Origin of the sequence: Anaerococcus octavius (assembly GCF_900445265.1) — a bacterium.
In the GTDB taxonomy this organism is placed as follows: domain Bacteria; phylum Bacillota; class Clostridia; order Tissierellales; family Peptoniphilaceae; genus Anaerococcus; species Anaerococcus octavius.
The window spans coordinates 473,718-497,749 of sequence record NZ_UFTA01000002.1 but is presented as its reverse complement, the minus strand read 5'-3'; the positions used below and the strand labels follow the sequence as shown (position 1 = coordinate 497,749).

The following is a 24,032-nucleotide window of genomic DNA, read 5'->3' as shown; positions in this document are numbered from 1 at the left end:
ATTTCTCCTTTACCAATCGTATTTGTTTATCTCATTTGAATTATTGAATCCGTTGTTATTAGAGTATTCTTCTCGGTATGCTTCAAACTTGTTACCAAATAATGTTTGTGGTCTTAAATATCTATTCATATCAGGATTAGATAACCATTGATTAGTTTTCGTATCTATAACCTTTTTAAAATCATCAAAACTATTACCATCTCTTGCTCTAGCCTTTATCAAGCTTACAGTTTGCTTTGTAGTAGCTTTAAAATCTTTACCAGTTTTTTCATTCAAATAATTAACAACTTGGTCTATTAATTCATCATTCTTTTCATCTGCTCGACTATTATTACTCTTCTTATTATTCATATCATTAATACTTGTATTATTATCCTTGAACTTTTGTTCAATATCGTTATTGAACGTTTGTTCAATATATGTTGAACTTTTATTCAATATATCTTTAACATTTGTTGGATATAGTTTTCTTCTAAGAATGTAATTAGTACCAGCTTTATATTCATTTTCAGATACCAAATATCCGTATTTGATTAAGCTATTAATCCACCTCGAAATAATAGTAATACTAACACCATACAAATCTGATAAGTACTTATTGCTTGCATAACAGTAACCATTCTTTCTTGATAACGTTAAGATTTCAGAATATAAAATCTTTTCATTCGCTCTTAACTTATCATCATATCTTACAATAGCAGGTATTACTGTAAAATAGTCGGGATTTTTCTTTTCATATTCAGTTTTCTTTAATTCCTTTTCCTTTTCATTCAAGAAACAACCTCACTATTTCGCCATTTCTGTTACTTGTAGCTTAATATCTTCTTCATCAAGTCTAAATCTACTAGCTAAATATTCTGCAGGAATACGACCCTGAATAGTAAGATAGCCATCTCTTTCTAATTCCTTATTTAAAATCTTTATAGAATTATATGCTCTACTCTTACCGCAGTTAAGTATTACCATTACTTGATTCACATCTAAAAGCATTTACAACCCCTTTCTAGTCTTCAAGTTTAACTATCTCTTTTGGATCTACATCTAAAGCTTCAGCAATTTTATTTACTACATTCATGCTTGCATGACCCCTATTAATAACTGTCGCGAGCCATGTTTTAGACAACCCCGTTTTTTCTGAGAGTTTTTCATAAGTCATTCCATTCATCAAAAATTTAATATTATTTATCTTTAATTTCACTAATAACCTCCCGTGTATTAAATGTATCTTGTGTACATTGTACACTATATTTACCAAATAGCAAACTAATTTACTTGTGAATTTAATAAATAATGTTATAATGTTGATAATAAAGAGGTGATAAAATGAGTATTATAAGTGAAAACATAGCATTTTATAGACGTAAAAAGGGTCTGACTCAAAAGGACTTGGCAGAAAAGACTGGTCTCTCTAGGTCTTTTATATCTCAAATTGAAAATGCAACTAATAACGCTTCTGATGATAGCTTATATAAAATTTCTAATGTTCTTGATGTAAGCGTGAGCGAATTAAAAGGAAATGATAAAAGCTTTGTAAAAAATGAGGACACCGAGCTCATCAATCTGCTAATTAAGATAACTGCAGACGAGAAAATCTTATGGGAAAAGTTTGAAGATCCATCAAACTACTATGATTGTACTTATAAATGTTTGATACGTGGTACTGAATATAATCTTAATTTGAAATATAAATTTGATAATAATGAGCTTTATATTAGAGATATAACATTATCCCTTAATGATTATACAACAGAATTTTCTGAAACAATCATCTCCGAAGAGCAAGATAACAGATTGCTGTTTGACTTAGTAGATACTATTCAAAACTTAGAACGTGATAGAAGCCCTAAATTTAAACTTATAAATGAACTTGAAGAGATAGAAAAAGATGACGAAGCAAGACCCGATAATACGGGTACACCATTTTAATAAATAACGATGTCAGCATACAAGGACAAAAACACAGGCAAATGGTACTGCAAATTCTATTATAAAGATGGAGATGGTAATAGAAGACAGAAAAAGAAAATGGGATTCTCTAGAAAAAGCGATGCATTAGAGTTTGAACGTGAATTCTTGCTTTCAAGACAGGGAGAGCCTACAATGTTATTATCTAGCTTCATAGAGCTATATAAGAAAGACCAGTACCCACAGTTAAGACAAAGAAGCCAATTAACTAAAACATCAAAATATAAAAAGATAATGGAGACTTTCCCTGATAAACCTCTCAATGAAATTACCGCCAAAGACTTAAAACATTGGCAAAATAAGTTAATTAAACAAGATTGTTCAGATGGTTACATTACAGGACTTAGGTCAGAATTCAGCGGACTATTAAATCACGCCGTAAACTATTATGGTCTACCTAATAACCCTTTTAGACTTGTAAAAAGAGCAAAGAACCCTAACTACATACCTGAAGAAAAAATGTTTTGGACACTTGAAGAATATCAGACAGTCTATAATAACATTGAAGATATAAAGGCAAAGACTGCAATCAATCTCTTATATTGGTCAGGTATTAGAAAAGGCGAACTATTAGCCTTAACACGGGGCAAATTAAATTTAGATAATAAGACATTATTAGTCGATAGATCTCTTCAAAGAATTAAGGGCAAGAATGTAGTAACCCAAACTAAAACATATGAAAGCAGGGAAATTAGCCTACCTGATTCTACTATTGACCTATTAAGAGATTATAAAAGCAAATGCTACAATAATTCAGATACTGATTATATGTTTAATTGGGAAAAGAGATTTATAGAAAATGGAATCAGTAAAGGTCTTAAGAAATGCAATGAAGAGATAGAACAATACAATAAGAATCATGATGATAACAAGCCATTAATTAAAAGAATTAGAGTACACGATTTAAGACACTCACACGCTAGCTACCTGATAAATCATAATATTAATATTGTTCTTATCTCAAAGAGATTAGGTCATAAGGATACATCTACCACCCTAGACACTTACTCACACTTCTACCCTACTTCAGAAACTAACTTAATCGAATTGATGAATAGAGATTGCTAGTAAAAAAAGGTACTAAATAAGTACTAAAATTATTAAAAGATAACAAAATAAGCGGAAATAATAGCAAATGTATATCTTAAAATGTGTATTTATCAACCATATAGAAATATCAAAAAGGTACTAAAGTATCCCATCATCTCCACCAAATAAAAATTCAAATATTTGAATCTTACAGTTTTACACCTACTAGTTAGCAATGTCATGCATATAAAGTTTGGTACAACAAACAAAGAAAAAAGAGGACTATTTGTCCTCTTTTTTATTACTATTCTCTCTTTGTAATTTCATTACTAAAGCTATACTACTCTATCAATATAGTCTATACACAATCCAATCATTCATATTTTATGATATAAGCTATTTAAAATGTCTGTGCATAAATTTTTATTCCTATTATTTATATAAAAAGCACAAAAAAGAGCCATTTTGGGGCTCTTGATTTTTAATTTTTATTTATTATTAAACTATATTATCTACTATTATTTATAAAGCAATTCTTATAACTTTACTTCGTTATTTTAACTATTTTTACTAAAAACCAGATAAAATAGAAAATGTTATTAGTGTTATAGTAAACTTTATGCTTTAATCACGGATTTCTCTCCTATCTTCTATAGCTCTTTCTAAGGTGAGCTGGTCAAAATATTCTAAGTTCGAACCTACAGGTATACCTTGGGCAATTTTTGTAACTTTTATACTTTTTTCATTTAAAAGACTAGTGAGAAATAAACTTGTTGTTTCTCCTTCAATTGTTGAAGAAATCGCTAGGATAATTTCATTTATCCCTTCTTTTTCTATGCGATTTAGAAGTTTATCTATATTTAATTCATCAGGACCTATGCCATCTGATGGAGAAATTAAACCACCTAGTACATGATATTTGCCATGGTAGGCTCCTGATTTTTCTATAGCTATTAGATCTTTAACATCTTCCACTATACATATAAAATCTTCTTCACGAGTTATATCTTTGCAAACATCACATATATCATCTTCTGTAAGATTGCCGCAGATTTCACATCTATGGATTTTCTCTTTTACTTCTAATAAGGCATTGGCAAAATCTTTTATGTCAGCTTGGTCACGATCTACTATGTTCATAGCAAGTCTTTCTGCTGATTTTCTGCCTATTGTTGGTAATTTTTGAAATTCTCCTATTAAGTTATCTAAACTTTCTGGAAAAATCGCCATTACATAAATCCAGGTATATTTAATCCGCCTGTTAGTTTGCCCATTGTTTCTCCGCTATATTCATCAGCTTTTTTTAAAGCATCATTTACAGCGGCAATTACTAAATCTTCTAGCATTTCGCTATCTTCTGGATCTATTACATCCTCGTCGATTTTAAGACCCACTAATTCTTTTTTTCCATTTACAGTTGCTGTTACTACTCCGCCACCTGATGTGGATTCAAATTCTTTTTCTTCGATGTCTTGTTGAGCTTTTTCCATCTCTGCTTGCATCTTTTTAACTTGTTTCATCATATTATTCATATTTGCTCCCCCACCTGGGAATCCGCCTCTTGCCATAATTATCTCTCCTATTCTATAATTAATTCATCACCAAAGATTTCTCTTAATTTACTAGAGTTATCTTTAGATACTTGTTCGTTTTTTTCTTTTTTTTGTTTTGGTGCATTACTTATATTATTGTTCATATTTTCATATGAATCAATAGCAAATTCGTAATCTGCTTTTAGCATTTCTTTTAAATTTGCATTTATATCATCAATTTTATTTTCTATAAACAAAACATAAAAATCTTCTTTTATATAAAGGGTAAAAATATTTTCATTTATCCTATAGTTAAAACCTTCATCTGCAAAAAGTCCATTTAACACTCCACCTGCAGTTCTTATAAGCATTGATTTTATTTTTTCTTCTTCTACCGATGTTAATGATAAAGTATTTGTTTTGATTTTTTCATTATTTTTTTCAGATTTATCATTTATATTTTCTGATATTTTTTCTTCTTTTATAGGTGTTCTTCCATGACTTACTGGGATATTTATTTCATTTAGATTTAAATTTGAAATCTTATTATCTACTATTTTATTAACGGTATCTATAATATCATCACCAGTATTTTTTTCTAAGTAGCTGATTCTAGAGTCTAGATTATCTTTATTTTTTAAATTTAATAATCTTAATATACAAACTTGGCTAATGACATCTGTATTTTCCGTTAACTTCATTTTGTTGTTATATTCTATCAAGATATCTAAATAATCACCTAGCTCACTATCTGTAATTTGCTCGGCTCTTCTTTCTATAAATTCTTTGTATTCGCCATTGTCAAAGTATGATTGATTGGCAGTTAATTTTAAAATTAATATATCATTAAAATATGAGATTAAACTTGCCAAAATATCATTATTGCTTTTATTATTCTTTCTAAGCATAAAGATACTTTCCATACTAGCCTTCGAATCTTTATTTATAATAGCACTAGCCAGCTTATCTACATCATAAAAGTCAACTACACCTAGCAAGGATTGCACTTTAGCTAGATCATATGAATCTTCTCCATAAGAAAGAACTTGATCTAAGATACTTAGTGCATCACGCATAGCCCCATTTGCTTTTTTTATTATAAGATCGATAGCTTCATTATCCATTTTTATATTTCTATCATTTAGTACTTTATTTATTTGAGTTTTAATATTGGTATCATCAATTTTATTAAACTCGAATCTTTGCACACGTGATAAAATTGTGCGTGGCACTTTTTCTATCTCTGTTGTTGCAAGAATAAAAACTAAATGGCTTGGAGGTTCTTCCATGATTTTTAGTAAGGCATTAAAAGCTTCACGAGTAATCATATGAGCCTCATCTATAATGTAGACCTTATATTTTAGTTTGTTTGGTGGATAAATAACATTATCTTTTAAATTTCTAATATCATCTATTCTACGATTACTAGCTGCGTCCATTTCCACTATATCTATAGTAGATTCTTCTTCTATAGCCTTGCAGTTTTCACATTCTAGACATGGTGATCCATCTTTGGGATTTAAGCAGTTTATAGCTTTAGCAAAAATCTTTGCACAAGAAGTTTTTCCTGTACCTCTTTCGCCAGAAAATATATAAGCATGACTAATTTTGCCAGTTTTAACTTGATTTTTTAGAACATTTGTTACCCTATCCTGACCCAAAACCTCATCGAAAGTTTTTGGCCTATATTCTCTATATAATGCTTTTACCATAATTTTCCTTTCTAGAACATTATACCATATGAAAAAATTTTGCATTTAGTAAAATTCATAGTATAGTTAAATATGTTAATCGCATGGAGAGCTGTCCGAGTGGTTGAAGGAGCACGATTGGAAATCGTGTATACATATTCATGTATCATGGGTTCAAATCCCATGCTCTCCGCCATGCACTAGACGGGGAACTAGCGATGCCTTGTAACCTGCAATTCGCTATAGCAGGGTTTAATTCCCAGTAGAGGGATATTTTCTAACTAAAAGCCTATATAAATGGGTGTTGACTGTTAGGTCTTACGCAACAGAAAACTATGAACCATGTCAGGACGGGAACGTAGCAGCATTAAGTAGATCTTTCTGTGTGCCGTAAGGTCACCTAACACGAGCTTTGTTTATATAGTTACTCTAGTGAGAATTTATTTCAAAACTGGGTGTGCTTACATAACCTCGAGGTTTTGCCTCGAGGTATTTTTTTACTTTATTTTTATTTTAAGGTAGTTTATAATCTTAATAAGGAGCTAAATATGATTGGTAAAAATATAGAAAAAATGTTTAAAGAACCTACCGAAAATATAATGATTCCTGCAAGTGATGTAGCTATTGTTTACGAAGAAGACTCTCTAGTTCATGCTATCTTGGTACTATCATCTTCTGGATATCAAACAATACCAGTTTTAGATAAAGATAATAGAGTTAGAGGTCTAATTTCCATTTCTAATATAGTTACAAATTCTGACGATTTATCTATTTTCGATGAGGATAGACTTGCTGAATTCAAAGTAAAACAAGTGATGAATCAAGTTGTACCAATACTATTTGATAATTACAATCTAGAAGATGTTTTAAGATTAATTATAAATAACAATTTCATATGTGTAACCCACAAGAATGGATATTTTTTAGGTATTATACCAAGAAAGATAATCCTTGAAAGATTTACAAATATAGCCCACAACTTGGAAAATCAATATACTTTAACAGAAAAATAAAAAATAGGATGAGTTTTTTGCTCATCCTATTTTATTCTAAAAATTGCTGATCCAAATGGCATTATTTTTATAAAATCATTTTTATTAACTTTTCCATTTATATTTCCATTACCATCATAAATCAAATCTTCTGTATTAATTAATTCTTCTAAATTATAAGGACTTTTTATTTTATATTCTAAATCTGTGAAATTTATTAATACTAGCAATTTATCATTTTTGCACTCTCTAATAAATCCATAAATACTATAACCTTCCAAATCTAAAAGTTTGCTTGAAGAATCTTTGTTTGATAAGGCATTTTCATTCTTATATAAATTTGTTAAGTTTTTAAAATATTTATTAAATACCTTACTTTCATTAGTAGTCGTGTCTAAAGTAGTTTTTTCAAATACTGAAAAAGTATCAAAACTAGCTAGCTCATCTCCCATAAAAATCATTTTTGAAGAATCGATGCTATATAAAAATGTCATCAATGTTTTTAGCTGACTAATTTTTTCATTGCCATAAATTTTCATAGCTAAGCTTGCCTCATCTAAAAAAGAATCCACAAAAGAAAAGCCTAAGATTTTTTTGCTAGTGTCATTTATGATTAAATTTTGAATATTTATCCTATAGTTATTTCTTTCAAAAGGAGATTTTTGCATAATCCTTAGTATTTGCCTAAAGCTTAAGTCATAAATATAGTCTAAATCGAAATCTAAATCACATATACCATTATAGCTTGCCAAAGCAAGGGCTTTATTTTTATGGATAATCTCTATTATTTTACTTATCAAGCTTATCCACTCTTTATTGATGCCCCTATCCTTTTGACCTTGCCAATAGATTGCGTTTTCAATATTTGCAAGAACAATACCATCTAGATTATATTCTTTTAGCCAAAAATTTACTACTGATAGTAAAAATGATCTACTAGAATTTTTGCTAGGATCAAAGTTCATTGCTCCATAATAATTATATTTTATGTCATCATAATCATAATTATAAAGACTTGTACCATCAAAATTTTCTAAGAAGTAAGAAGATTCATCAAATTCATATAAATCTAATTCTGCTAATATGCCAATATTTTTTGCATGAGCCTTATCAACAAAGTTCTTAAATTCTTTTGAATCTTTATATCTAGTTGAAAAAGCTAAAAAATTGCTTGTTTTATAGCCATAGGATTTATAATTTTTATATTCAGTTAATGGCATAAACGAAATATAGTCAAAGTTATTTTTTATACAATGATCTATAAGCTTATCAAAAGTAAACTCTTTATCTTTTAAAAGCGACCCTAGGTGTACTTGGTAGATATTATTTGGAGTTTTTTTTGTCTTTTTATTATTAAATTTATATGAATCACCGCCTACAAGTGAGGAGTTTTCTTCTAAGGAAACTTTTTGTGCAAAGGGATCTATTTTTTTAGTTTTTACACCATTTTTACTGGTAATTATATACTGGTATCTATCATCTTCCCTGGCATTTTTTATAGTAGTAGAAAATACTCCACTGCTATATTTTCTCAAATTTTGCCCTTGCCAATCGTTAAAATCTCCTATAATTTCGACTTTTACCGCTTCTTTTGCAAATACTCTAAATATATATCCTTTTTCTTTAGAATGATTGCCAAAAAAATTGTAAGCATCACTTGCTTTTCCTTTTATAAATAATTTGCTATCCATAAAATCCTCTTTATATCTAGTAAAAAAGACAGGTTAAATGCCTGCCTTGCTGTTAAATTCATCTATCATAGAGCGTGCTGCTTCTATCATCATCCAATTTACTTTTTTTGACCAATCTGGATCCGTTGCATAGCTGATACCTATTGCATCTGTAGATATGCCCTTATAATAAGCACCATCTGTAGAAAGGTAATTTTCTTTTAGGTGCTTAGCTACTGTGTTTATAGAATCTGCTGGCGTTTTAAAATCTTTAGCTTCATTATATGGATCATAGTCATAGGCATTAAATCCAAAAAGATTATTTTTATTTAAAAATAACTCACTTGTACCATTGCCAGTTTCGTGTTTGGACATAGCAATAAGTAAAAGTGGATTGATACCATAAGTATCACCAGCTTTTTTAAAATCTTTACCAAGACCAGCAAGTCCTGTACCTACAAGGGCATTGTCTAATTCTTCGGCTGTAAAATCTGGTGTATTTAATAGATAAAACATATTATCTGAATCAATTTTGCTAGATCCCTTTTCATAAAATTCATCTAAATCTTCTTCAAACTTCTTATATTTTTCTGCTTGTGATTTTTTTAGTAATTTTGATTCGTAATTTATTTTATTTATACCACTCATTAAGTTTGTTTTAGTATTGTCTTTTGTTGCGTATGCTGGTCTTACAGCACAAATTATAATAGATAAGGCAAAAAATATAATCGCCTTTTTTGATGTTTTGTTTTTCATATTTTTTATTAAATCCTAACTTTTTATAAATTATATTAGCTAAAACTTAATAAAGCAAATTTATTGTATTATTTTTCTTGAACCTGGTTTAATAGCTTCTGTATTTTTTAAATGCTCTGGTAAATCATCTGCATCATAGGTTTTTACATCTATTTTTGTTGCTGATATAACTGGTAATCCATTTATTTCCTCTTTATTTGATCTATTTACAATAGAAGTTAGAGCTACAACTTCTGCTCCGCAGGATCTTATGACGTCTACTGTTTCAAAAGAAGATTTCCCTGTTGTGATAACATCTTCTACAATTATAACTTTTGTTCCCTTTGGAATTTCAAAACCACGTCGTAAAGTCATTTCATTATCCACTCTTTCGGTAAATATTGCATCTACTCCTAAGGCTTTTGCTACTTCATAAGAGATTATAACTCCTCCCATAGCAGGGCCTACACATAAATCTACATCTATGTTATTTTCTTTTAATTTTTCTGCAATTATTTCAGATACTTCCTTACAGTATTCTGGGTGTTGGATTAATTTTGCACACTGAATATATCTATCAGAGTGTTTGCCGCTAGAAAGTAAAAAGTGACCTTCTAATAGCGCATCTGATTTTTTTAATAATTCTATTGTCTTATCCATATTATCTCCTAAATAATTCCTGTGATTTCATTTATATCTTCTATATTATTGTCTTTTAAATATTTTTCTATACCATCTGCCACATCAATCATAGTATTGTAGTCTACAAAATTGGCAGTTCCTACTTGAATTGCAGTTGCCCCTGCCATAATAAATTCTAGGGCATCCTTGTAATCCATTATCCCGCCCATACCAATAATTGGAATATCAACAGCGTGAGCTGCTTCATAAACCATTCTTAAAGCAATTGGTTTTATAGCTGGACCTGATAGTCCTGCAGTTTTATTTACAAAAACTGGCGCTTTTGTATTTATATCAATTGCCATAGCGTTAAAGGTATTTACAAGTGAAATTGCATCTGCCCCATTATCTTCTGCAACTTTTGCAAATTGGGGTATAGAGCCTACATTTGGCGAAAGTTTTACTATTAATGGTTTATTAGTGACATTTTTTACTTTACTAATAACTTCACTTTCTTTGTTAGGATCTGTACCAAAGGCCATACCACCTTCTTTTACATTTGGGCAGGAAATATTTAGTTCTATCATAGGCACATCAGTTTTATCTAGGATGATTGCACCTTCTACATAATCTTCTACTGAATGGCCTCCAAGATTTGCAATAGTTACTGTATCTTTGCTAAGTAAAAATGGAAGTTCTTCATTTACGAAATATTCTATACCAGGATTTTGTAATCCTATTGAGTTCATTATTCCTGATGCGGTTTCATAAATCCTAATTCCACTATTGCCCAAGTTTTTATTTAAGGTAAGGCCTTTAGAACAAATACCACCTAGCTTATCTAAGTCTATATAATCTGCAAATTCTTTGCCAAAGCCAAAAGTACCACTGGCTGCAATAACTGGGTTTTTAAAGTGAACTCCGCAAATATCTACTCCTATATTCATTTAAAAACCTCCCTTGCATCAAAAACTGGACCGTCTTTACAAACTCTTAAGAACTCTCCATCAGCACTTGGAATTGTACAACCTAGGCAAGCTCCAATTCCACAAGCCATATGTGCTTCCATAGATACTTCTATATCTGCTTTGTTATTTTTTTCATGGATTGCTTTTAAAAGTCCATTTGGACCGCAAGCATAGATAATGTCATAGTCATCTGGATTTAAATCTTCTGTGATAAACTTCTTATCGTTTTTAAAAGAAGTTGTTGTAATAGAATTTACATAAGCTTTAAATTCATCTACAAAGTATGGATCGTAGGTAAATCCCGCATAAAAATCTGCTTTTTCTGGTAATTTTTTACACAAATCTAAAAGTGGAGCTATACCTATACCACCAGCTACAACTGCTACTTTTTTGCCATCAGCTTTTGAAATATCAAAGCCATTTCCTAAAGGCCCTAATAGTTTTACCTTGTGTCCTGGGGTAAGGTCTGCCATTATTTCAGTTCCAGATCCTACAACTTGATACAAAAATGTGAGTTCATTTTCATTTTGCTCACACACCCCAAAGGGACGGGATAATAGCGGCTCATTTCTAAAGCTTTCTGTCCTAAACATAAAGAATTGACCAGGATTTGCTTTTAAATCTATATCTACTTTCATTTTCCAAATACTAGGAGCTATTTCGATATTTTCAACAATCACACCATTTTTATAGACCTTCATTTTTTAGAATGTCCTCTCTAGTTTTTAAAACAGCTTCTCTAGCATATTTACCTATATTATATTCTCCATCATCATGATCCATATATGCTTTTAAAACTTTACGGGAGTTATTTACTACTCCACCGTTATTGTCTTTTAAAAGCTTATAAACATTGAGACTATCTGCTCCTTGAGCACCAAAACCTGGTATTAAAAAGAAATTTTTATCATATCTTTTTCTAATTTCTTCTACTTCTTTGGTATGGGTAGCTCCAACCACTAGACCCACTGGACCGTAGCCACAATTGCCTATATATTTTTCATTTAATTTATTGAGTTTATCTCCAACCTTATAAAATAATTCTTCATTATCTGCTTTTAAAACTTCAAAGTCATTTGCTCCTGGATTGCTTGTTCTAAGCAAAACAAAAATTGCTTTTTGTCCACTTTCTAAGTATTCTTTATAAGGTTCTATGGAGTCCATGCCCATATAAGGGTTTAAGGTGATAAAGTCCGTTTCAAAATCACCTTCAAAATGAGCTTTTGCATATTGTTTGGCAGATGCTGCTATATCTGATCTTTTGATATCACCTATGGATAATAAATCTTTTTCTCTAAGATAAGCTAGGGTATCCCTATAAGCAAGCATTCCCTCTATACCGTAGGACTCGTAGTAGGCTATTTGGAGTTTATAGATAGCTGTTATATCGTAAGTAGCATCTATAATTTCTTTATTAAAATCAAAGATAGAATCATGGATACTCTTACCTTTCTTATTTTTTTCTGGTATGTAATCAAGGGAAGTATCAAGACCTACACATACAAAGCCCTTTTTTTCTACCTCCTTATACAAACGATCAATTATCTGCATATTTTAAAACACCTTTCTTATAAACTTTTTTCACTTTCCCATAAAGTTCTTGTCCTATTAAAAGCGAATTTTTAGATTTTGATTTTATATCTTCTTCTTTGTAGATATAAGATTCATCTAGGTCGATTAAAGTAAAGTCAGCTTCAAAACCCACTTCGATTTTTCCCTTATTTAACCCTAAAAGTCTTGCAGGGTTTGTTGACATTATTCTTACAAGATCATTTAAGGAAATCTCCCCAGATCTTACTAAAACTTCATAGCAAGTAGAAAATGCTGTTTCTATACCTATAAAACCAGGCGATCCATTTGCCTTATCTTCTTTACTATGAGGTGCATGATCTGTGGATATGGCATCTACTGTGCCATTTTTAATCATTTCTATTAAAGTTTTTCTATCCTCTTTACTTCTTATAGGAGGATTTACTTTAACTTCTTCACGTCCCTTATCAGCTAGCAATAAGTGATGAGGTGTTACTTCACATGTAATTGGCGCACCTAAGTCTTTAAAATATTTTATAGCAGTGATTGCACCTTTGGTAGATACATGGGAAAAATGCACTGGGCAATTTAACTTATAAGCATAATAGCAATCTCTTATAGTCATAGCATCTTCTGCAATTTCGTAATCAAAATCTGAAACTTCTGCTACTTCCTCATGCAAGGTCATAGTCACATTTAAATTTTTGGCCTTTTGCATAGCCTTATACATAACCATATCATCATTTACTCCATGGCCATCATCCGAAATATATTTTACAGATTCTGGCATAGATTCTAGGTGGTCTAAAGTTTTACCATCAAAATTTTTTGTAATTGTATATACTTGCTCAATATCAATTAAATCTAGGTCTTTACCACGCTTTATAATGTCATTATAAATTTCTGGACTAGATACAGTTGGATTTGTGTTTCCCATTAAAAGTACTGAAGTATAGCCACCTGCAAGAGCCGAATGAGATCCTGTTTCTAAATCTTCCTTATAAGTAAAACCTGGATCACGAAAATGCACATGCATATCTACAAAAGATGGAAGTAAAGCTAGATTTTTACAGTCTATTATTTCATCAGCTTCACTTTCATCAAAATCATCTACAATAATTCCATCTTCTACATAGATAACTTCTTTTGAAATTTTTACATCATCAAAGGCATAGCAGTTTTTAAATACTTGCTTCATTATTCTTCCACATCATAAATGTGATCGCAGTAAGCACATTTATACTTTTTCTCTTCAGGATCTATTAATATAAACTTAGAAACAACAGATCTTTCTGAAGTAGAGATACATTTTGGATTTTGGCAGGTAAGGACATTTTCTACTACTTCTGGCAATTCTAGGTCCTTTTTTTCTACAACTTTTTCATTTTCTATGATATTTACAGTAGCTTTTGGATCTATTATTGAAACTATATCTAGGTTTAAATCTTGGTGATTTTCTACTTTTATAATATCTTTTCTGCCCATATTTGTAGATTCGGCATTTAGAATCAATGCTACTTGCTCATCTAGTTCAGCAAGTCCTAATAGTTCAAATATTTTTATACCATTTCCAGCTTTTACGTGGTCAATTACTATTCCATTTTTTAAACTTGTAATCTCAAGCATTATTTGCCTCCAATAATTTCATGATAAGAGCCATTCTTACATACATACCATATTTTACTTGGTTAAAGTAAACAGCTCTAGGATCTTTATCTACATCTGTTGATATTTCGTTTACCCTTGGTAGTGGGTGCATGATAATCATATCTTCTCTAGCTTTTTTTAGTTTTGACTTATCTAAAATGTAGGAGTCTTTTAATCTGGTATATTGGCTCATTGAGAAAAATCTTTCTTTTTGAATACGAGTCATATACAAAATATCTACCTTGTCCATAGCTTCATCTAGGTTGGTTGTTTCGATGTAATTGTGCTTATCTTTAAACACATCTTCTTTTACATATGTAGGTAGCTTTAATTCTTCTGGTGCTATTAGTATAAAGTTATTATTATCAAATAAATTCATAACTTTTAATAATGAGTGAACAGTACGTCCATATTTTAAATCTCCTACTAAACCAATAGTATGATTTTCTAGCGTTCCTTTATATTGGCTAATAGTTAACACGTCTGTTAAAGTTTGTGTTGGATGTTGATGACCACCATCTCCTGCATTTATTATTGGACAGTCAGCAGTAAGTGAGGCTAGTTTTGCCGCACCTTCTTGTGGGTGACGCATAGCAATTATATCTGCATATTGGCTAACTGTTCTAACTGTATCTTGTAAACTTTCTCCTTTTGTTGATGAAGATACATTTGCATCTGAAAAACCAACTACAGATCCTCCTAGCCTAATCATTGCTGATTCAAATGATAATCTTGTCCTAGTTGAAGGCTCAAAAAAAAGAGTCCCTAAAATTTTTCCATCACATATATGAGAAAAATCTAGTGGACTCTTTATAATATCATTTGCCAAATTAACTATTTCATCAATATCTTCTTTGTACAATTCTTCTGAAGTCAATAAATTTTTTATACTTATCATTTTCACCCTCCTTTGGTTCTTAAAGATATTACACGAAAAGTTATTTTTAGTCAAGTATTAATTATTAAGTTTTGCTCTTAGTTCAGAAATGGATGCAGTTGTAATATTGTTTTTATCAATATCAAGGTCATTAATTACTTCATCCATTTTATTCTTATTAGTAAACTCTATTTCCATATATGGATCTGGGTAAGTATTCTTATCCCAAATATCTATATCAAATCTTTGTTCCTTATAAATATAAGAAACTCTTTCTTTTTTGCCCTCATATTCAAGGTCAATATCAAGTTCATCTAGAATTTTTATCATCATAGAAACAGAGTCAATATTTACTGTATATTCGTCGTTTACTCGAAAATCTGTGTCACTTTCTACACGTTTGAAAGTAAGTTCAAGTGTTTTACTTTTATCATCATATTCTGTTTCGCGTATTCTTAGATAGCCATTTTTAAATTTTCCATCCTTAGGTATAAAGGTATAATTTTTTTGAAATTCATGGCTAATTTTTTCTGCGCCTAAGTTTATCAATTTTTCTTCAATTTCATCTGGATTTATATTTAAAACTTTTACTTCTATTTCTCTTTGCATTTATCGTATCCTTACTGGTGTAAAATCTATATAATCACCTGCTACACATCTTATATTAATGTCACCTATATTACCCTCTTGGATAAGATTATGACCATATCCGTGTAAATGACCGTAGACGAGATAATCAACATTATTATTTAAGCATATATCATAAAATTCATTTAAACTCTTATCCTGATTTATTGGAGGATAATGGAGCATAACTATTTTTTTATTATCTCCACTTGCCTTTATAGAGTTTTTTAATCTCATTAGCTCCCTGGAGAAAACTTTCTCATCATGGTCGCTAAATTCTTTATGATCTCTTGGTATCCATCCTCGAGTACCACAAATATCATATCCTTCTACTGTAAATGAATTATTTTGTAAAAATGACATAGATTCTAAACCTAAATTATTTATTTTATTTAAAGAAGACCACCAATAATCATGGTTTCCTTTCATTAAAATTTTTTTTCCATTTAGTTCATCTATTTTTTTTAGATCAACAAAAGCATTCTCTAGGTCCATAGCCCAGGATATATCTCCTGGAATTAGTACTGTATCATCTGGGCCAACAATCTTATCCCAATTATTATATATACGCTCTTGGTAATTTTCCCAATTTGAACCGAAGACTTCCATGCTTTTTTCATTAGTATAATCAAGATGTAAGTCAGCTAGGGCATATATCATATTTCCTCCAAATCAATCATATTAAAATCGATAGCTTCACTTTTTAAGACTTCTTCTTCCCTATTATGGCAAGTCATATAAATAATTTGCCTATCGTTTGCCAAATCTAAAAGGAAAAATAGGGCCAGTCTTAGCCTATCTAAGTCATAATTTATAAAGGCATCATCGAAAATAATAAAATTATCTAGTTTATTCTCATTTATCAAAAATTTAAGGGCAAAGTTAAGCTGATCGTAAAAACCAGTCGAAAGCTTATCGATACTGATAGACTCCCCATTACTATTAATAATGCTTGGATTTAAATTTGTATCATAGCTAACTTTTTTATATTTATCCTTGGTAATAGTTGCAATTAGATCAGATATTTCCCTATCAAAATTAGCATTGTTTTCTGTAATATCTTTTCTAATCTCAGCTATAGTATCTTTGGCTAATTTTATAGCTTGAATTTCTTCTTCCATAGCTATTAGATTTTGCTCTAATATATTTAGCCTATCTACTAGATCTACTTCGTGATTTAGCTTCTCTTCTGAGCTAGCTAGTTTTCTTTCTAAATTTATATTTGTTTTATTTAAATCTTCTAGATCAATTTCCAGTTTTCTTATTTTTTCTTCAGTTTCTTTTATATCTAAATTTTGAATTTCTTTTATATTTGATCTATCCTTAGTTTTATCTTGGTTTTCTAAAACTCTTAAAACCTCTTCAATCTTTTCTCTTTCTTTAACTAAGCTTAAATATTTGATATATCTCTCATCATTATACTTTTTATCATGATCATCTGAAACTTTACTATCTTTTTTGTCAATAGCAATCATTATGATTGGCAAAATAATAGCTATTGCTAAAAGATAATTTTGCTTAAAATATTTCCATATTAAAATAAGTAAAAGTGATCCACAAATGTATATAATGTAATGCTTTAATAAGTTTTTATCAGACAAATCCTCTGTTTTATCCAATAAATCTGTATCTTTTTTATATTTTATGCTAGTTATATCCTCATATTTTTTTAATTCACTTTCGATAAAATTTAGTTGGTTCTTATACTTTATTTCATCTTCTAAATTTTTGTAAGCGACATTTCCTCTGTAAGCATCACGAGATTTTTTTAATTCTTTTACTTTTTTACTTTTTTTAGCTAATTGATCACGATTCTTATATAGTTTTTCAAAGTCTCTATTTGTTTGATTGCGAAGAGTTTTTAAATCTAAAATTTCCCTTGAAATATCATCTATTTCAGCCTTTGTTTTTGCATAGGGTTTAGTATAAGCACGGTCTGAGCCTATTTCTACTAGCTTATTATCTAATATATTTATGGCATCACTAGAGGAAAAATTGTAGTCATCACGATTTATAAGTAGCTCTATAATTTTTGCCTTGGCTTTTTCGCTAGATTCTTGGCTTTGATAGTTTGAAATAATACTTTTATAAATATCATATGAAATACCTAATATAAACTCACCTGGAAAATTTAGATTACTAGCCTTAGCATCCATAATTTTATTATCTTTTAAATCATATATTTCATATTCACCATTATCAAAATTGCGACTAATCCTGTAATCTATACCATCTTTATTAAATATAGCCATACCTGCATACTTATAAGAATTTATAGGTCTATAGATTTCCTGCTTTCTATTAAAATGACGGACACGATTTCCATCATCAAAACCATACAAAATTCCTTCAATAAAACTTGCAATAGTAGATTTTCCCGATTCATTTTTACCAAAAATAAGATTAAAGCCATCTTCAAAGTTTATGCTAGTATTTTCAAATTGACCAAAGGAAATTATATTGATTTTTTTAAGTAACACAGTCATCTTTTGCTCCTTAATATAGCATCTATGCCTATTTGACGGGCTAAGTTACTAATGTCATCATTTTTTCCTTCAAATTTTTGATCAAACTTGCTTAGTAATGAATTTGGGTATAGGTAAGTAGATTCACTTATATTTTCGTTATAATCTTTCTTTATTTCTACATAAGCAGCACTTATTTTTTTATTTAAGATAGAAAGATTTATGTCAGACTTTTCTTTGATATTTATCCTAACAAAATTTATTTTATTAGATAAGGATTCATTTACATAAGCTAAAATATCATCATAGGAATCAAACGTACTAGGATAGATATCTAGATCTATAAATTTCATCAATGATGAGTCTATTTGATTTATTTCCCCATCATCATAATAAATATAACCATAATCATATTTATCAGAAAAATCATGAGGTTCAATACTAGCTGGATAATAAATGTTATAGATATTTGATGCCTTGTGGATATGACCCAAAGCAACATAATCAAATCCTATGTAATTTAATTTATTTGGATCTAAATCTAAATAATTGCTTGAATTTGGACTAAGGTCTGCGTGTGCCAGTAAAATATTAAAATATCTGTCATCAAGCTTTAAATCATATGGAAAATCATCTTTATAAATACGATCCTTGTAGGATAAACCATATACTCTCACATTATCTTTTTCAAAAAGTGACAAATTTTCTTCTGTAAATACATGGAGATTGTTTGGCTTGTTATTTAAAAAAAATGTATTATAGGAATCAAAATAATCGTGGTTACCTGTTACATAATAAATATCTTTTCCAAATTCTTCAAATATTTTAAATAGTCTATCAAAATCCTTGGATGAAAAATATAGCCTTTCAAATAAATCACCTGCAATTAGGGCAAAGTCTATATCTTGATTGCTTTTAAAAATATTTTCAAAAGATTCCCATGATTTTTTCCTAATAATAGTCCCCAAATCATTGTCAAAACTAGACTTATCTGCAAGGTGAGCATCTGCTAGGTGTATAAATTTCATAGTAAGTTTACGCTTTCTATGATCTTTTCATCATCCTCTATTCTAAAAACAGTTATAGAACCATTTTCCAGCCAAAATCTCTGCCAGTTTTCTTTATCTTCTAGTAACCAAAATAAGGATGATTTTATGGCTATACCATGACTTACACATAGGATATTTTTATCTTCTTTTGATTTTTCTTCAAAAAATTCACTAGTTCTTTTTATAACATCATTTATAGATTCACCAGCAGGGTATTTGATATTAAATAAGTCTTCTTTTTGTCTTTCAAAAAAATCTATCTCTTCTTTTTTTATATCATCAAAGAACTTGCCTTTAAAATCACCAAAGTCTAATTCATTTATACGTTTATCTATTATATAGTCATTAAAACCTAATATTTCTGCTGTTTGCTGGCTTCTTTTTAGCTCGGAAACATAAACTTGATCTATATCATATTTTTCTAGATTTCTTTTTGTATTATTTAAAACACTATATCCACTTTCATGGAGTACAGTATCTTCTAAGGAATAAAATCTTGAAATATTTGCTTCACTTAAACCATGTCTTACTAAAATAATTCTCATAATTATCTCCTTTAATACTATTATATCTTATATGTATGCAATAAAAAAACAAGGCCCTAAGACCTTGTTTGAGTTATAATCCTAAATAATGTTTACACCTTTGATTAATCTTTTACCATCATTGATTTCTAGTATAGTTACTGAACCATTTTCTATCCAGAAGCTATCCCAGTCTGATCTATCTTTTAATATCCAAAATAAGGCAGATTTTATAGCTAAACCGTGGCTGATGCAAAGAGCGTCCTCGTCTTTTTCTACTAATTCGTCTAAAAATTCTCCAACTCTTTTTATAAGATCGTTACGGCTTTCTTCGCCTGGATATTTTACATTAAAAATATCATCCTCATCATCTAATACACCTTGGTAATGATCTTGTATTTCTTCAAGAAGTTGTCCACTATAGTCACCAAAATCTAGTTCATTTAATCTAGGATCTGACTCATAATCATGGAATCCTAGCATTTGTGCAGTTTGTGTAGCATCTTTTAATTCTGATGTGTAAACCCTATCTATATTATATTTTTCAAGAGTTCTTCTAGTATTAACCAAAACGTTAAAGCCACTTTTATTCGTCTTTGTATCTTCAAATGACTCAGTTCTTGCTCTATTTGATTGGGTAAATCCATGTCTTACTAAAAATATTTTCATTAAAAACTCCTTATAAATTATTCTCCACTGCTCATAGCCTCAGCCATATCTATCTTTCTCAAATTCTTGTGAACTATGAATAGTAATACAACTGATATTGCCAGTGTTATCAATCCACTAAATAAAAATGAATTAAAGTGTACCCTGTAGGATAATAAAATATCGGATGGTGCCACTACATATATTATATACCTAAACATAGCGTATCCTAAACCAAAACCTACAAATATACCCAAAATTGTTAGTATAAATATCTCTTTAAATATATATGACGTTACTTCTTTTGGATAAAAACCTAGTACTTTTATAGTCGCAAGCTCTCTTTTTCTCTCACTAACATTTATATTTATCAGATTATATAAAACAACTAGGGCAAGTAATATTGATATGATTGTTATTATTCCTATTACTAGATTTAAATTATCAAGCAAGACATCCATAGATGCATATGTTATTGAAGTATTTATTATAGCATTTACTGCCTTTTCATTTTCTATATTTTTTATAATCTTGTTAGCATCACCTTTTAAGTAATTAGCATTAAATATTGGATCTTTGCCAGTGACTTTTTCAAAGCTCTGTTTGGAGATATAGATAAAATCTCCTGTATAATTTTCTGCTATATTTGTAATCGGGATAGTGTAATTTTTATTGTCATAAGTAAATTTTATTTCATCACCCTTATCTATACCTAGAAGATTGGATGCTTTTTCGCTTATAACTGCCTTTTCATTTGCTATATTGATAGATTCTCTATCAAGATTCCTAAGGCTTACAAAATTATTTAAGTTATCATTTGATTTTGGGATTACAAGACTTACTTTTCGATCTTTTCCGTTAATGGATATTTTGGAATCATCATATCTAATATCTAAAGAATCGTAGTCTTTTATTCTATCCTTGTAATTTTTTAACTCTTCATGGCTAGATTTATCATCTACCATAGCAATTATATCATAGTGATTTATATCATTTTGCTGCCAATTTACAGTATCTTTTATAGAGTCAATCATTGCAAACCCAAAGAATGTTAGAGCAGTGCATCCACCTACTCCAAATAAGGTCATCAACATCCTAGACTTGTATCTAAATAGGTTTCTAGCCGTAATTTTTTGCATAAATGAAAGTTTTGACCAAACTACTTTTATACGTTCTAATAGGATTTTTTTACCAACTTGTGGTGCCTTTGGTCTTAGTAAAGCTGCTGGAGTTTCTTTTACAGTCTCTTTTGATGATAAATGTACTGTAAGTGCCACAAGACTTACAGATAAAATAACTGCAAAATTTATATAAGCTAGCGAATTTATATAATCAATACCCAAACTTCCAAAGCCTGATGAATAGGCATTAATTATAATGCCAGTTACCAAAAATCTACCAAGTAGCGAGCCAATTATAGAGCCTAAGAGTGTAGGAATTATACCATAAAGGTAAAATCTTTGGCTGATTTGCTTATTAGTATACCCTAATGCTTTTAAAGTAGCATTTATATTTCTTTGCTCATCTATATATCTTTTCATAGTAGATATAGTGACAAGCATTGCCACAAGATAGAAAAATGTAGGAAAAACCTTAGTAAGTTCATCTATATTCAAGCTATTTTGATAATAAGTATTTATACCTTTATTATCAAATATAGTTTCTATTTCATATTCTGGACTTTTTAATTTTAGTAAAGCTTGCCTATTTTCTTCTACCTCATTTTCTCCTTTATTTATTTGATCAAGACCATCAGCTTTTTGATCGTCAAATTTTTGAAGATTTTTTTTGTATTCTTCTTCACCATCTAAAAGTTTACTATATGATTCTTCCAATTCTTTTTTGCCGGATACTTTCTTATTTTCTAATTCTTTTAATCCAGCATCATATTTAGCCCATCCTTGGTTAATTTCTTCTTGTTTTTGTTTAAGTTCATTTTTTGCTGACTCTAGCTTAGACCAATTATTATTTTTTTGATCTTCCATCTGACTTTTTCCTTGATTAAAGCTTATCCATCCTTGATTTAGTTCGGCTTTTTTATTATTTATCTTAGTTTGTTTTTGATCAATTTCTGACTTTTTCAAGTTATATTGGTATTCTATTTGGCCATTTTTTTTATTGTATTCTGCTAAGCTAGATTGATATTGTGATAGGTATTGGTCAAATTCTTTTTTCATTATTTCTAATCTGGAAGTATCTATCTGATCTGTTTTATTTTCCAAATATGATATTTGCTCACTTTTTTGATCAAGTACCTTTTTACTTTCATCCAATTTTATTTTTTCTAATGAAAGCTCAGTTCTGGGATCTAGAAATTCATCTTCTAATTTCTTATAAGCTACATTTAAATTATTTTGAGCCTTATCTAATTCTTTTTGACTAGCAGATAATTCATTTTCTTTGGAATTTAATTCATTTTGTCCTTGCTTCATTTCAATATTATATTTATCAAGATTTGTTCTATATTCTTGCCAACCTTTATCAACTTTGTTTTGACCAGTAGTTAGCTCATTTTTAGTATTTGCTAAATCTATTTTAGCTTTAGAAATTTCATAATTATAAGTTTTTTTACCGTTTTCATAATCTATATATCCTTTATCTAGATTATTTCTTGCTTTTTCAAGTTCCTTTTCTCCCTCACTTAAATCATCCTTAGCTTCATTTATTTCGTCTTGGGCATTATCAAGGTCTTTATTTGCGTCTGTCTTTGCCTTTTTTAGAACTTCTTGTGGTCTATTTGATATTTTTTCTTCTATATTTTCTTTTTTATCCTCTACAATTTTTTTATAAGATTTACTAGTTTTATCAAGATTTTTAGTATCTTTATAGATAATATTTACTTCACCGTATGAGTCTAAGTCAAAATTTTCGTCTAAAACATAAGCATAGCCATTTAGTTCTTTTTTTGCAGTATAGGAAAGCTCTCTCATATCTTCCATAAAATAATCAGATGTTTTGAAAAATCCCACTACTTCATAGTCCAGATTATTCATTACTTCTTCATCAAATTTAGGATTATCTATATATGAAAAACTTATTTTATCTCCTATTTTGTACTTATCCTCTAAAATTTTATCTAAAACTATTTCATTTTTGTTTTTTGGCATATGACCTTTTGTAATTACAGATTTTGTAATATCTTTATTATAGGCCTTGACTCTTATAAGGTTTTCATTATTTAGCAGATCTGCACTCTTTATAAAACTTATTTTATCGATATCTGTATCTCTTTTTAAAATTTCTTTATCTTCATAATCTAATCCATAGCTAGAGCTAACAATTATATCTGGATGATCATAAGTATGCAAAGAATTATCTAGGGTATTTCTCATAGTAGCACCTGTCATAGTTAGAGCTACGACAACCATAGCAGCTAGTCCTACCATTGTAGCTATGGCGATTACCTTGCCTTTGGTATTTCTTATATCTCTTAAAATATTTTTCAAATAACTTTTATTCACA

The 24,032-nt window shown here is 29.6% G+C and carries 25 protein-coding genes, 1 tRNA gene and 1 other RNA gene; 5 read left to right on the top strand and 22 right to left on the bottom strand.

The window, feature by feature from the left end; genetic code table 11:
* Positions 1-9: 9 nt before the first annotated feature.
* Genes DY249_RS02550 through DY249_RS02540 form a run of 3 tightly spaced genes read right to left on the bottom strand, consistent with a single transcriptional unit; the run spans position 10 to position 1,198 of the window.
* Positions 10-774 (bottom strand): conserved phage C-terminal domain-containing protein, encoded by a 765-nt coding sequence (locus DY249_RS02550; RefSeq protein WP_115595076.1) that lies wholly within the window; start codon positions 772-774, stop codon positions 10-12.
* A gap of 12 nt (positions 775-786) precedes the next feature.
* On the bottom strand, positions 787-990 hold the full coding sequence (locus tag DY249_RS02545) for a hypothetical protein (RefSeq protein WP_115595075.1): 204 nt from the start codon (positions 988-990) through the stop codon (positions 787-789).
* A 13-nt stretch (positions 991-1,003) separates the two neighbouring features.
* The gene (locus DY249_RS02540) at positions 1,004-1,198 is read right to left on the bottom strand and encodes a helix-turn-helix domain-containing protein (RefSeq protein ID WP_245943488.1); all 195 of its coding nucleotides are present in this window, start codon (positions 1,196-1,198) and stop codon (positions 1,004-1,006) included.
* A 125-nt stretch (positions 1,199-1,323) separates the two neighbouring features.
* Between DY249_RS02540 and DY249_RS02535 the strand changes: the two genes are divergently transcribed.
* The gene (locus DY249_RS02535) at positions 1,324-1,926 is read left to right on the top strand and encodes a helix-turn-helix domain-containing protein (RefSeq protein WP_115595074.1); all 603 of its coding nucleotides are present in this window, start codon (positions 1,324-1,326) and stop codon (positions 1,924-1,926) included.
* 9 nt (positions 1,927-1,935) lie between these two features.
* Entirely contained in the window at positions 1,936-3,033 is a 1,098-nt protein-coding gene (locus DY249_RS02530; RefSeq protein WP_115595073.1) for a site-specific integrase, read from the top strand.
* Between the two features lie 585 nt (positions 3,034-3,618).
* Here the strand turns inward: DY249_RS02530 and recR are convergent.
* The 3 genes from recR to dnaX are packed head-to-tail and all read right to left on the bottom strand — an operon-like array spanning position 3,619 to position 6,238.
* Positions 3,619-4,224, bottom strand: a complete 606-nt coding sequence (gene recR / locus DY249_RS02525) for a recombination mediator RecR (RefSeq protein WP_101539983.1) — start codon at positions 4,222-4,224, stop codon at positions 3,619-3,621.
* On the bottom strand, positions 4,224-4,562 hold the full coding sequence (locus DY249_RS02520; RefSeq protein WP_101539982.1) for a YbaB/EbfC family nucleoid-associated protein: 339 nt from the start codon (positions 4,560-4,562) through the stop codon (positions 4,224-4,226). Before DY249_RS02520 ends, recR begins: the two co-directional genes overlap by 1 nt.
* Before the next feature lie 11 nt (positions 4,563-4,573).
* A complete protein-coding gene (gene dnaX / locus DY249_RS02515) occupies positions 4,574-6,238 on the bottom strand; it encodes a DNA polymerase III subunit gamma/tau (RefSeq protein WP_115595072.1) in 1,665 nt (554 codons plus the stop codon).
* An 85-nt stretch (positions 6,239-6,323) separates the two neighbouring features.
* On the opposite strand from dnaX, the gene DY249_RS02510 reads away from it, so the two are divergent.
* The 3 genes from DY249_RS02510 to cbpB all read left to right on the top strand — a co-directional run bounded on the left by DY249_RS02510 (position 6,324) and on the right by cbpB (position 7,230).
* Positions 6,324-6,413 (top strand) — tRNA-Ser (locus DY249_RS02510).
* Positions 6,413-6,680, top strand: an RNA gene (ffs, locus tag DY249_RS02505) — signal recognition particle sRNA large type. Before DY249_RS02510 ends, ffs begins: the two co-directional genes overlap by 1 nt.
* An 85-nt stretch (positions 6,681-6,765) precedes the next feature.
* A complete protein-coding gene (gene cbpB, locus DY249_RS02500; RefSeq protein ID WP_101539980.1) occupies positions 6,766-7,230 on the top strand; it encodes a cyclic-di-AMP-binding protein CbpB in 465 nt (154 codons plus the stop codon).
* A gap of 26 nt (positions 7,231-7,256) precedes the next feature.
* Here the strand turns inward: cbpB and DY249_RS02495 are convergent, their stop codons facing one another.
* The 16 genes from DY249_RS02495 to DY249_RS02420 all read right to left on the bottom strand — a co-directional run bounded on the left by DY249_RS02495 (position 7,257) and on the right by DY249_RS02420 (position 24,031).
* On the bottom strand, positions 7,257-8,900 hold the full coding sequence (locus DY249_RS02495) for a GlgB N-terminal domain-containing protein (protein ID WP_101539979.1): 1,644 nt from the start codon (positions 8,898-8,900) through the stop codon (positions 7,257-7,259).
* 33 nt (positions 8,901-8,933) lie between these two features.
* A complete protein-coding gene (locus tag DY249_RS02490) occupies positions 8,934-9,635 on the bottom strand; it encodes a glucosaminidase domain-containing protein (protein WP_115595071.1) in 702 nt (233 codons plus the stop codon).
* Between the two features lie 60 nt (positions 9,636-9,695).
* Positions 9,696-10,274, bottom strand: a complete 579-nt coding sequence (gene pyrE, locus DY249_RS02485; RefSeq protein ID WP_115595070.1) for an orotate phosphoribosyltransferase — start codon at positions 10,272-10,274, stop codon at positions 9,696-9,698.
* 8 nt (positions 10,275-10,282) lie between these two features.
* Positions 10,283-11,182, bottom strand: coding sequence for a dihydroorotate dehydrogenase (locus DY249_RS02480; protein ID WP_101539976.1), 900 nt, complete (start codon positions 11,180-11,182; stop codon positions 10,283-10,285).
* Positions 11,179-11,904: a dihydroorotate dehydrogenase electron transfer subunit gene (locus tag DY249_RS02475; RefSeq protein WP_115595069.1), complete on the bottom strand. Its 726-nt coding sequence runs from the start codon at positions 11,902-11,904 to the stop codon at positions 11,179-11,181. Before DY249_RS02475 ends, DY249_RS02480 begins: the two co-directional genes overlap by 4 nt.
* A complete protein-coding gene (gene pyrF / locus DY249_RS02470) occupies positions 11,891-12,754 on the bottom strand; it encodes an orotidine-5'-phosphate decarboxylase (RefSeq protein ID WP_101539974.1) in 864 nt (287 codons plus the stop codon). The genes DY249_RS02475 and pyrF overlap by 14 nt, the downstream gene beginning before the upstream one ends.
* Entirely contained in the window at positions 12,741-13,931 is a 1,191-nt protein-coding gene (locus DY249_RS02465; RefSeq protein ID WP_115595068.1) for a dihydroorotase, read from the bottom strand. The genes pyrF and DY249_RS02465 overlap by 14 nt, the downstream gene beginning before the upstream one ends.
* Positions 13,931-14,359, bottom strand: a complete 429-nt coding sequence (locus tag DY249_RS02460) for an aspartate carbamoyltransferase regulatory subunit (RefSeq protein WP_101539972.1) — start codon at positions 14,357-14,359, stop codon at positions 13,931-13,933. Before DY249_RS02460 ends, DY249_RS02465 begins: the two co-directional genes overlap by 1 nt.
* Positions 14,352-15,278 (bottom strand): aspartate carbamoyltransferase, encoded by a 927-nt coding sequence (pyrB, locus tag DY249_RS02455; RefSeq protein WP_115595067.1) that lies wholly within the window; start codon positions 15,276-15,278, stop codon positions 14,352-14,354. The genes DY249_RS02460 and pyrB overlap by 8 nt, the downstream gene beginning before the upstream one ends.
* 57 nt (positions 15,279-15,335) lie before the next feature.
* A complete protein-coding gene (locus tag DY249_RS02450; RefSeq protein ID WP_115595066.1) occupies positions 15,336-15,866 on the bottom strand; it encodes a class IV adenylate cyclase in 531 nt (176 codons plus the stop codon).
* Positions 15,867-16,544 (bottom strand): metallophosphoesterase, encoded by a 678-nt coding sequence (locus tag DY249_RS02445; protein ID WP_115595065.1) that lies wholly within the window; start codon positions 16,542-16,544, stop codon positions 15,867-15,869. It lies immediately after the preceding gene.
* The gene (locus DY249_RS02440) at positions 16,541-18,370 is read right to left on the bottom strand and encodes an ATP-binding protein (RefSeq protein WP_115595064.1); all 1,830 of its coding nucleotides are present in this window, start codon (positions 18,368-18,370) and stop codon (positions 16,541-16,543) included. Before DY249_RS02440 ends, DY249_RS02445 begins: the two co-directional genes overlap by 4 nt.
* A complete protein-coding gene (locus DY249_RS02435) occupies positions 18,367-19,377 on the bottom strand; it encodes a metallophosphoesterase family protein (protein WP_115595063.1) in 1,011 nt (336 codons plus the stop codon). Before DY249_RS02435 ends, DY249_RS02440 begins: the two co-directional genes overlap by 4 nt.
* Complete coding sequence (locus tag DY249_RS02430) at positions 19,374-19,943, bottom strand: histidine phosphatase family protein (protein WP_101539966.1); 570 nt, start codon at positions 19,941-19,943, stop codon at positions 19,374-19,376. The genes DY249_RS02435 and DY249_RS02430 overlap by 4 nt, the downstream gene beginning before the upstream one ends.
* An 81-nt stretch (positions 19,944-20,024) precedes the next feature.
* On the bottom strand, positions 20,025-20,591 hold the full coding sequence (locus DY249_RS02425) for a histidine phosphatase family protein (RefSeq protein ID WP_101539965.1): 567 nt from the start codon (positions 20,589-20,591) through the stop codon (positions 20,025-20,027).
* Between the two features lie 17 nt (positions 20,592-20,608).
* Positions 20,609-24,031 carry an FtsX-like permease family protein gene (locus DY249_RS02420; RefSeq protein WP_115595062.1) on the bottom strand — a complete coding sequence of 1,141 codons (3,423 nt, stop codon included), beginning with the start codon at positions 24,029-24,031 and terminating at the stop codon, positions 20,609-20,611.
* Position 24,032 lies beyond the last annotated feature (1 nt).

Bases quoted from the DNA above. Each gene is read 5' to 3' on its own strand.
- DY249_RS02545 (WP_115595075.1), bottom strand. From the start codon at position 990: ATGCTTTTAGATGTGAATCAAGTAATGGTAATACTTAACTGCGGTAAG.
- DY249_RS02535 (WP_115595074.1), top strand. From the start codon at position 1,324: ATGAGTATTATAAGTGAAAACATAGCATTTTATAGACGTAAAAAGGGT.
- DY249_RS02530 (WP_115595073.1), top strand. From the start codon at position 1,936: ATGTCAGCATACAAGGACAAAAACACAGGCAAATGGTACTGCAAATTC.
- recR (WP_101539983.1), bottom strand. From the start codon at position 4,224: ATGGCGATTTTTCCAGAAAGTTTAGATAACTTAATAGGAGAATTTCAA.
- DY249_RS02520 (WP_101539982.1), bottom strand. From the start codon at position 4,562: ATGGCAAGAGGCGGATTCCCAGGTGGGGGAGCAAATATGAATAATATG.
- dnaX (WP_115595072.1), bottom strand. From the start codon at position 6,238: ATGGTAAAAGCATTATATAGAGAATATAGGCCAAAAACTTTCGATGAG.
- cbpB (WP_101539980.1), top strand. From the start codon at position 6,766: ATGATTGGTAAAAATATAGAAAAAATGTTTAAAGAACCTACCGAAAAT.
- DY249_RS02495 (WP_101539979.1), bottom strand. From the start codon at position 8,900: ATGGATAGCAAATTATTTATAAAAGGAAAAGCAAGTGATGCTTACAAT.
- DY249_RS02490 (WP_115595071.1), bottom strand. From the start codon at position 9,635: ATGAAAAACAAAACATCAAAAAAGGCGATTATATTTTTTGCCTTATCT.
- pyrE (WP_115595070.1), bottom strand. From the start codon at position 10,274: ATGGATAAGACAATAGAATTATTAAAAAAATCAGATGCGCTATTAGAA.
- DY249_RS02480 (WP_101539976.1), bottom strand. From the start codon at position 11,182: ATGAATATAGGAGTAGATATTTGCGGAGTTCACTTTAAAAACCCAGTT.
- DY249_RS02475 (WP_115595069.1), bottom strand. From the start codon at position 11,904: ATGAAGGTCTATAAAAATGGTGTGATTGTTGAAAATATCGAAATAGCT.
- pyrF (WP_101539974.1), bottom strand. From the start codon at position 12,754: ATGCAGATAATTGATCGTTTGTATAAGGAGGTAGAAAAAAAGGGCTTT.
- DY249_RS02465 (WP_115595068.1), bottom strand. From the start codon at position 13,931: ATGAAGCAAGTATTTAAAAACTGCTATGCCTTTGATGATGTAAAAATT.
- DY249_RS02460 (WP_101539972.1), bottom strand. From the start codon at position 14,359: ATGCTTGAGATTACAAGTTTAAAAAATGGAATAGTAATTGACCACGTA.
- pyrB (WP_115595067.1), bottom strand. From the start codon at position 15,278: ATGATAAGTATAAAAAATTTATTGACTTCAGAAGAATTGTACAAAGAA.
- DY249_RS02450 (WP_115595066.1), bottom strand. From the start codon at position 15,866: ATGCAAAGAGAAATAGAAGTAAAAGTTTTAAATATAAATCCAGATGAA.
- DY249_RS02445 (WP_115595065.1), bottom strand. From the start codon at position 16,544: ATGATATATGCCCTAGCTGACTTACATCTTGATTATACTAATGAAAAA.
- DY249_RS02440 (WP_115595064.1), bottom strand. From the start codon at position 18,370: ATGACTGTGTTACTTAAAAAAATCAATATAATTTCCTTTGGTCAATTT.
- DY249_RS02435 (WP_115595063.1), bottom strand. From the start codon at position 19,377: ATGAAATTTATACACCTAGCAGATGCTCACCTTGCAGATAAGTCTAGT.
- DY249_RS02430 (WP_101539966.1), bottom strand. From the start codon at position 19,943: ATGAGAATTATTTTAGTAAGACATGGTTTAAGTGAAGCAAATATTTCA.
- DY249_RS02425 (WP_101539965.1), bottom strand. From the start codon at position 20,591: ATGAAAATATTTTTAGTAAGACATGGATTTACCCAATCAAATAGAGCA.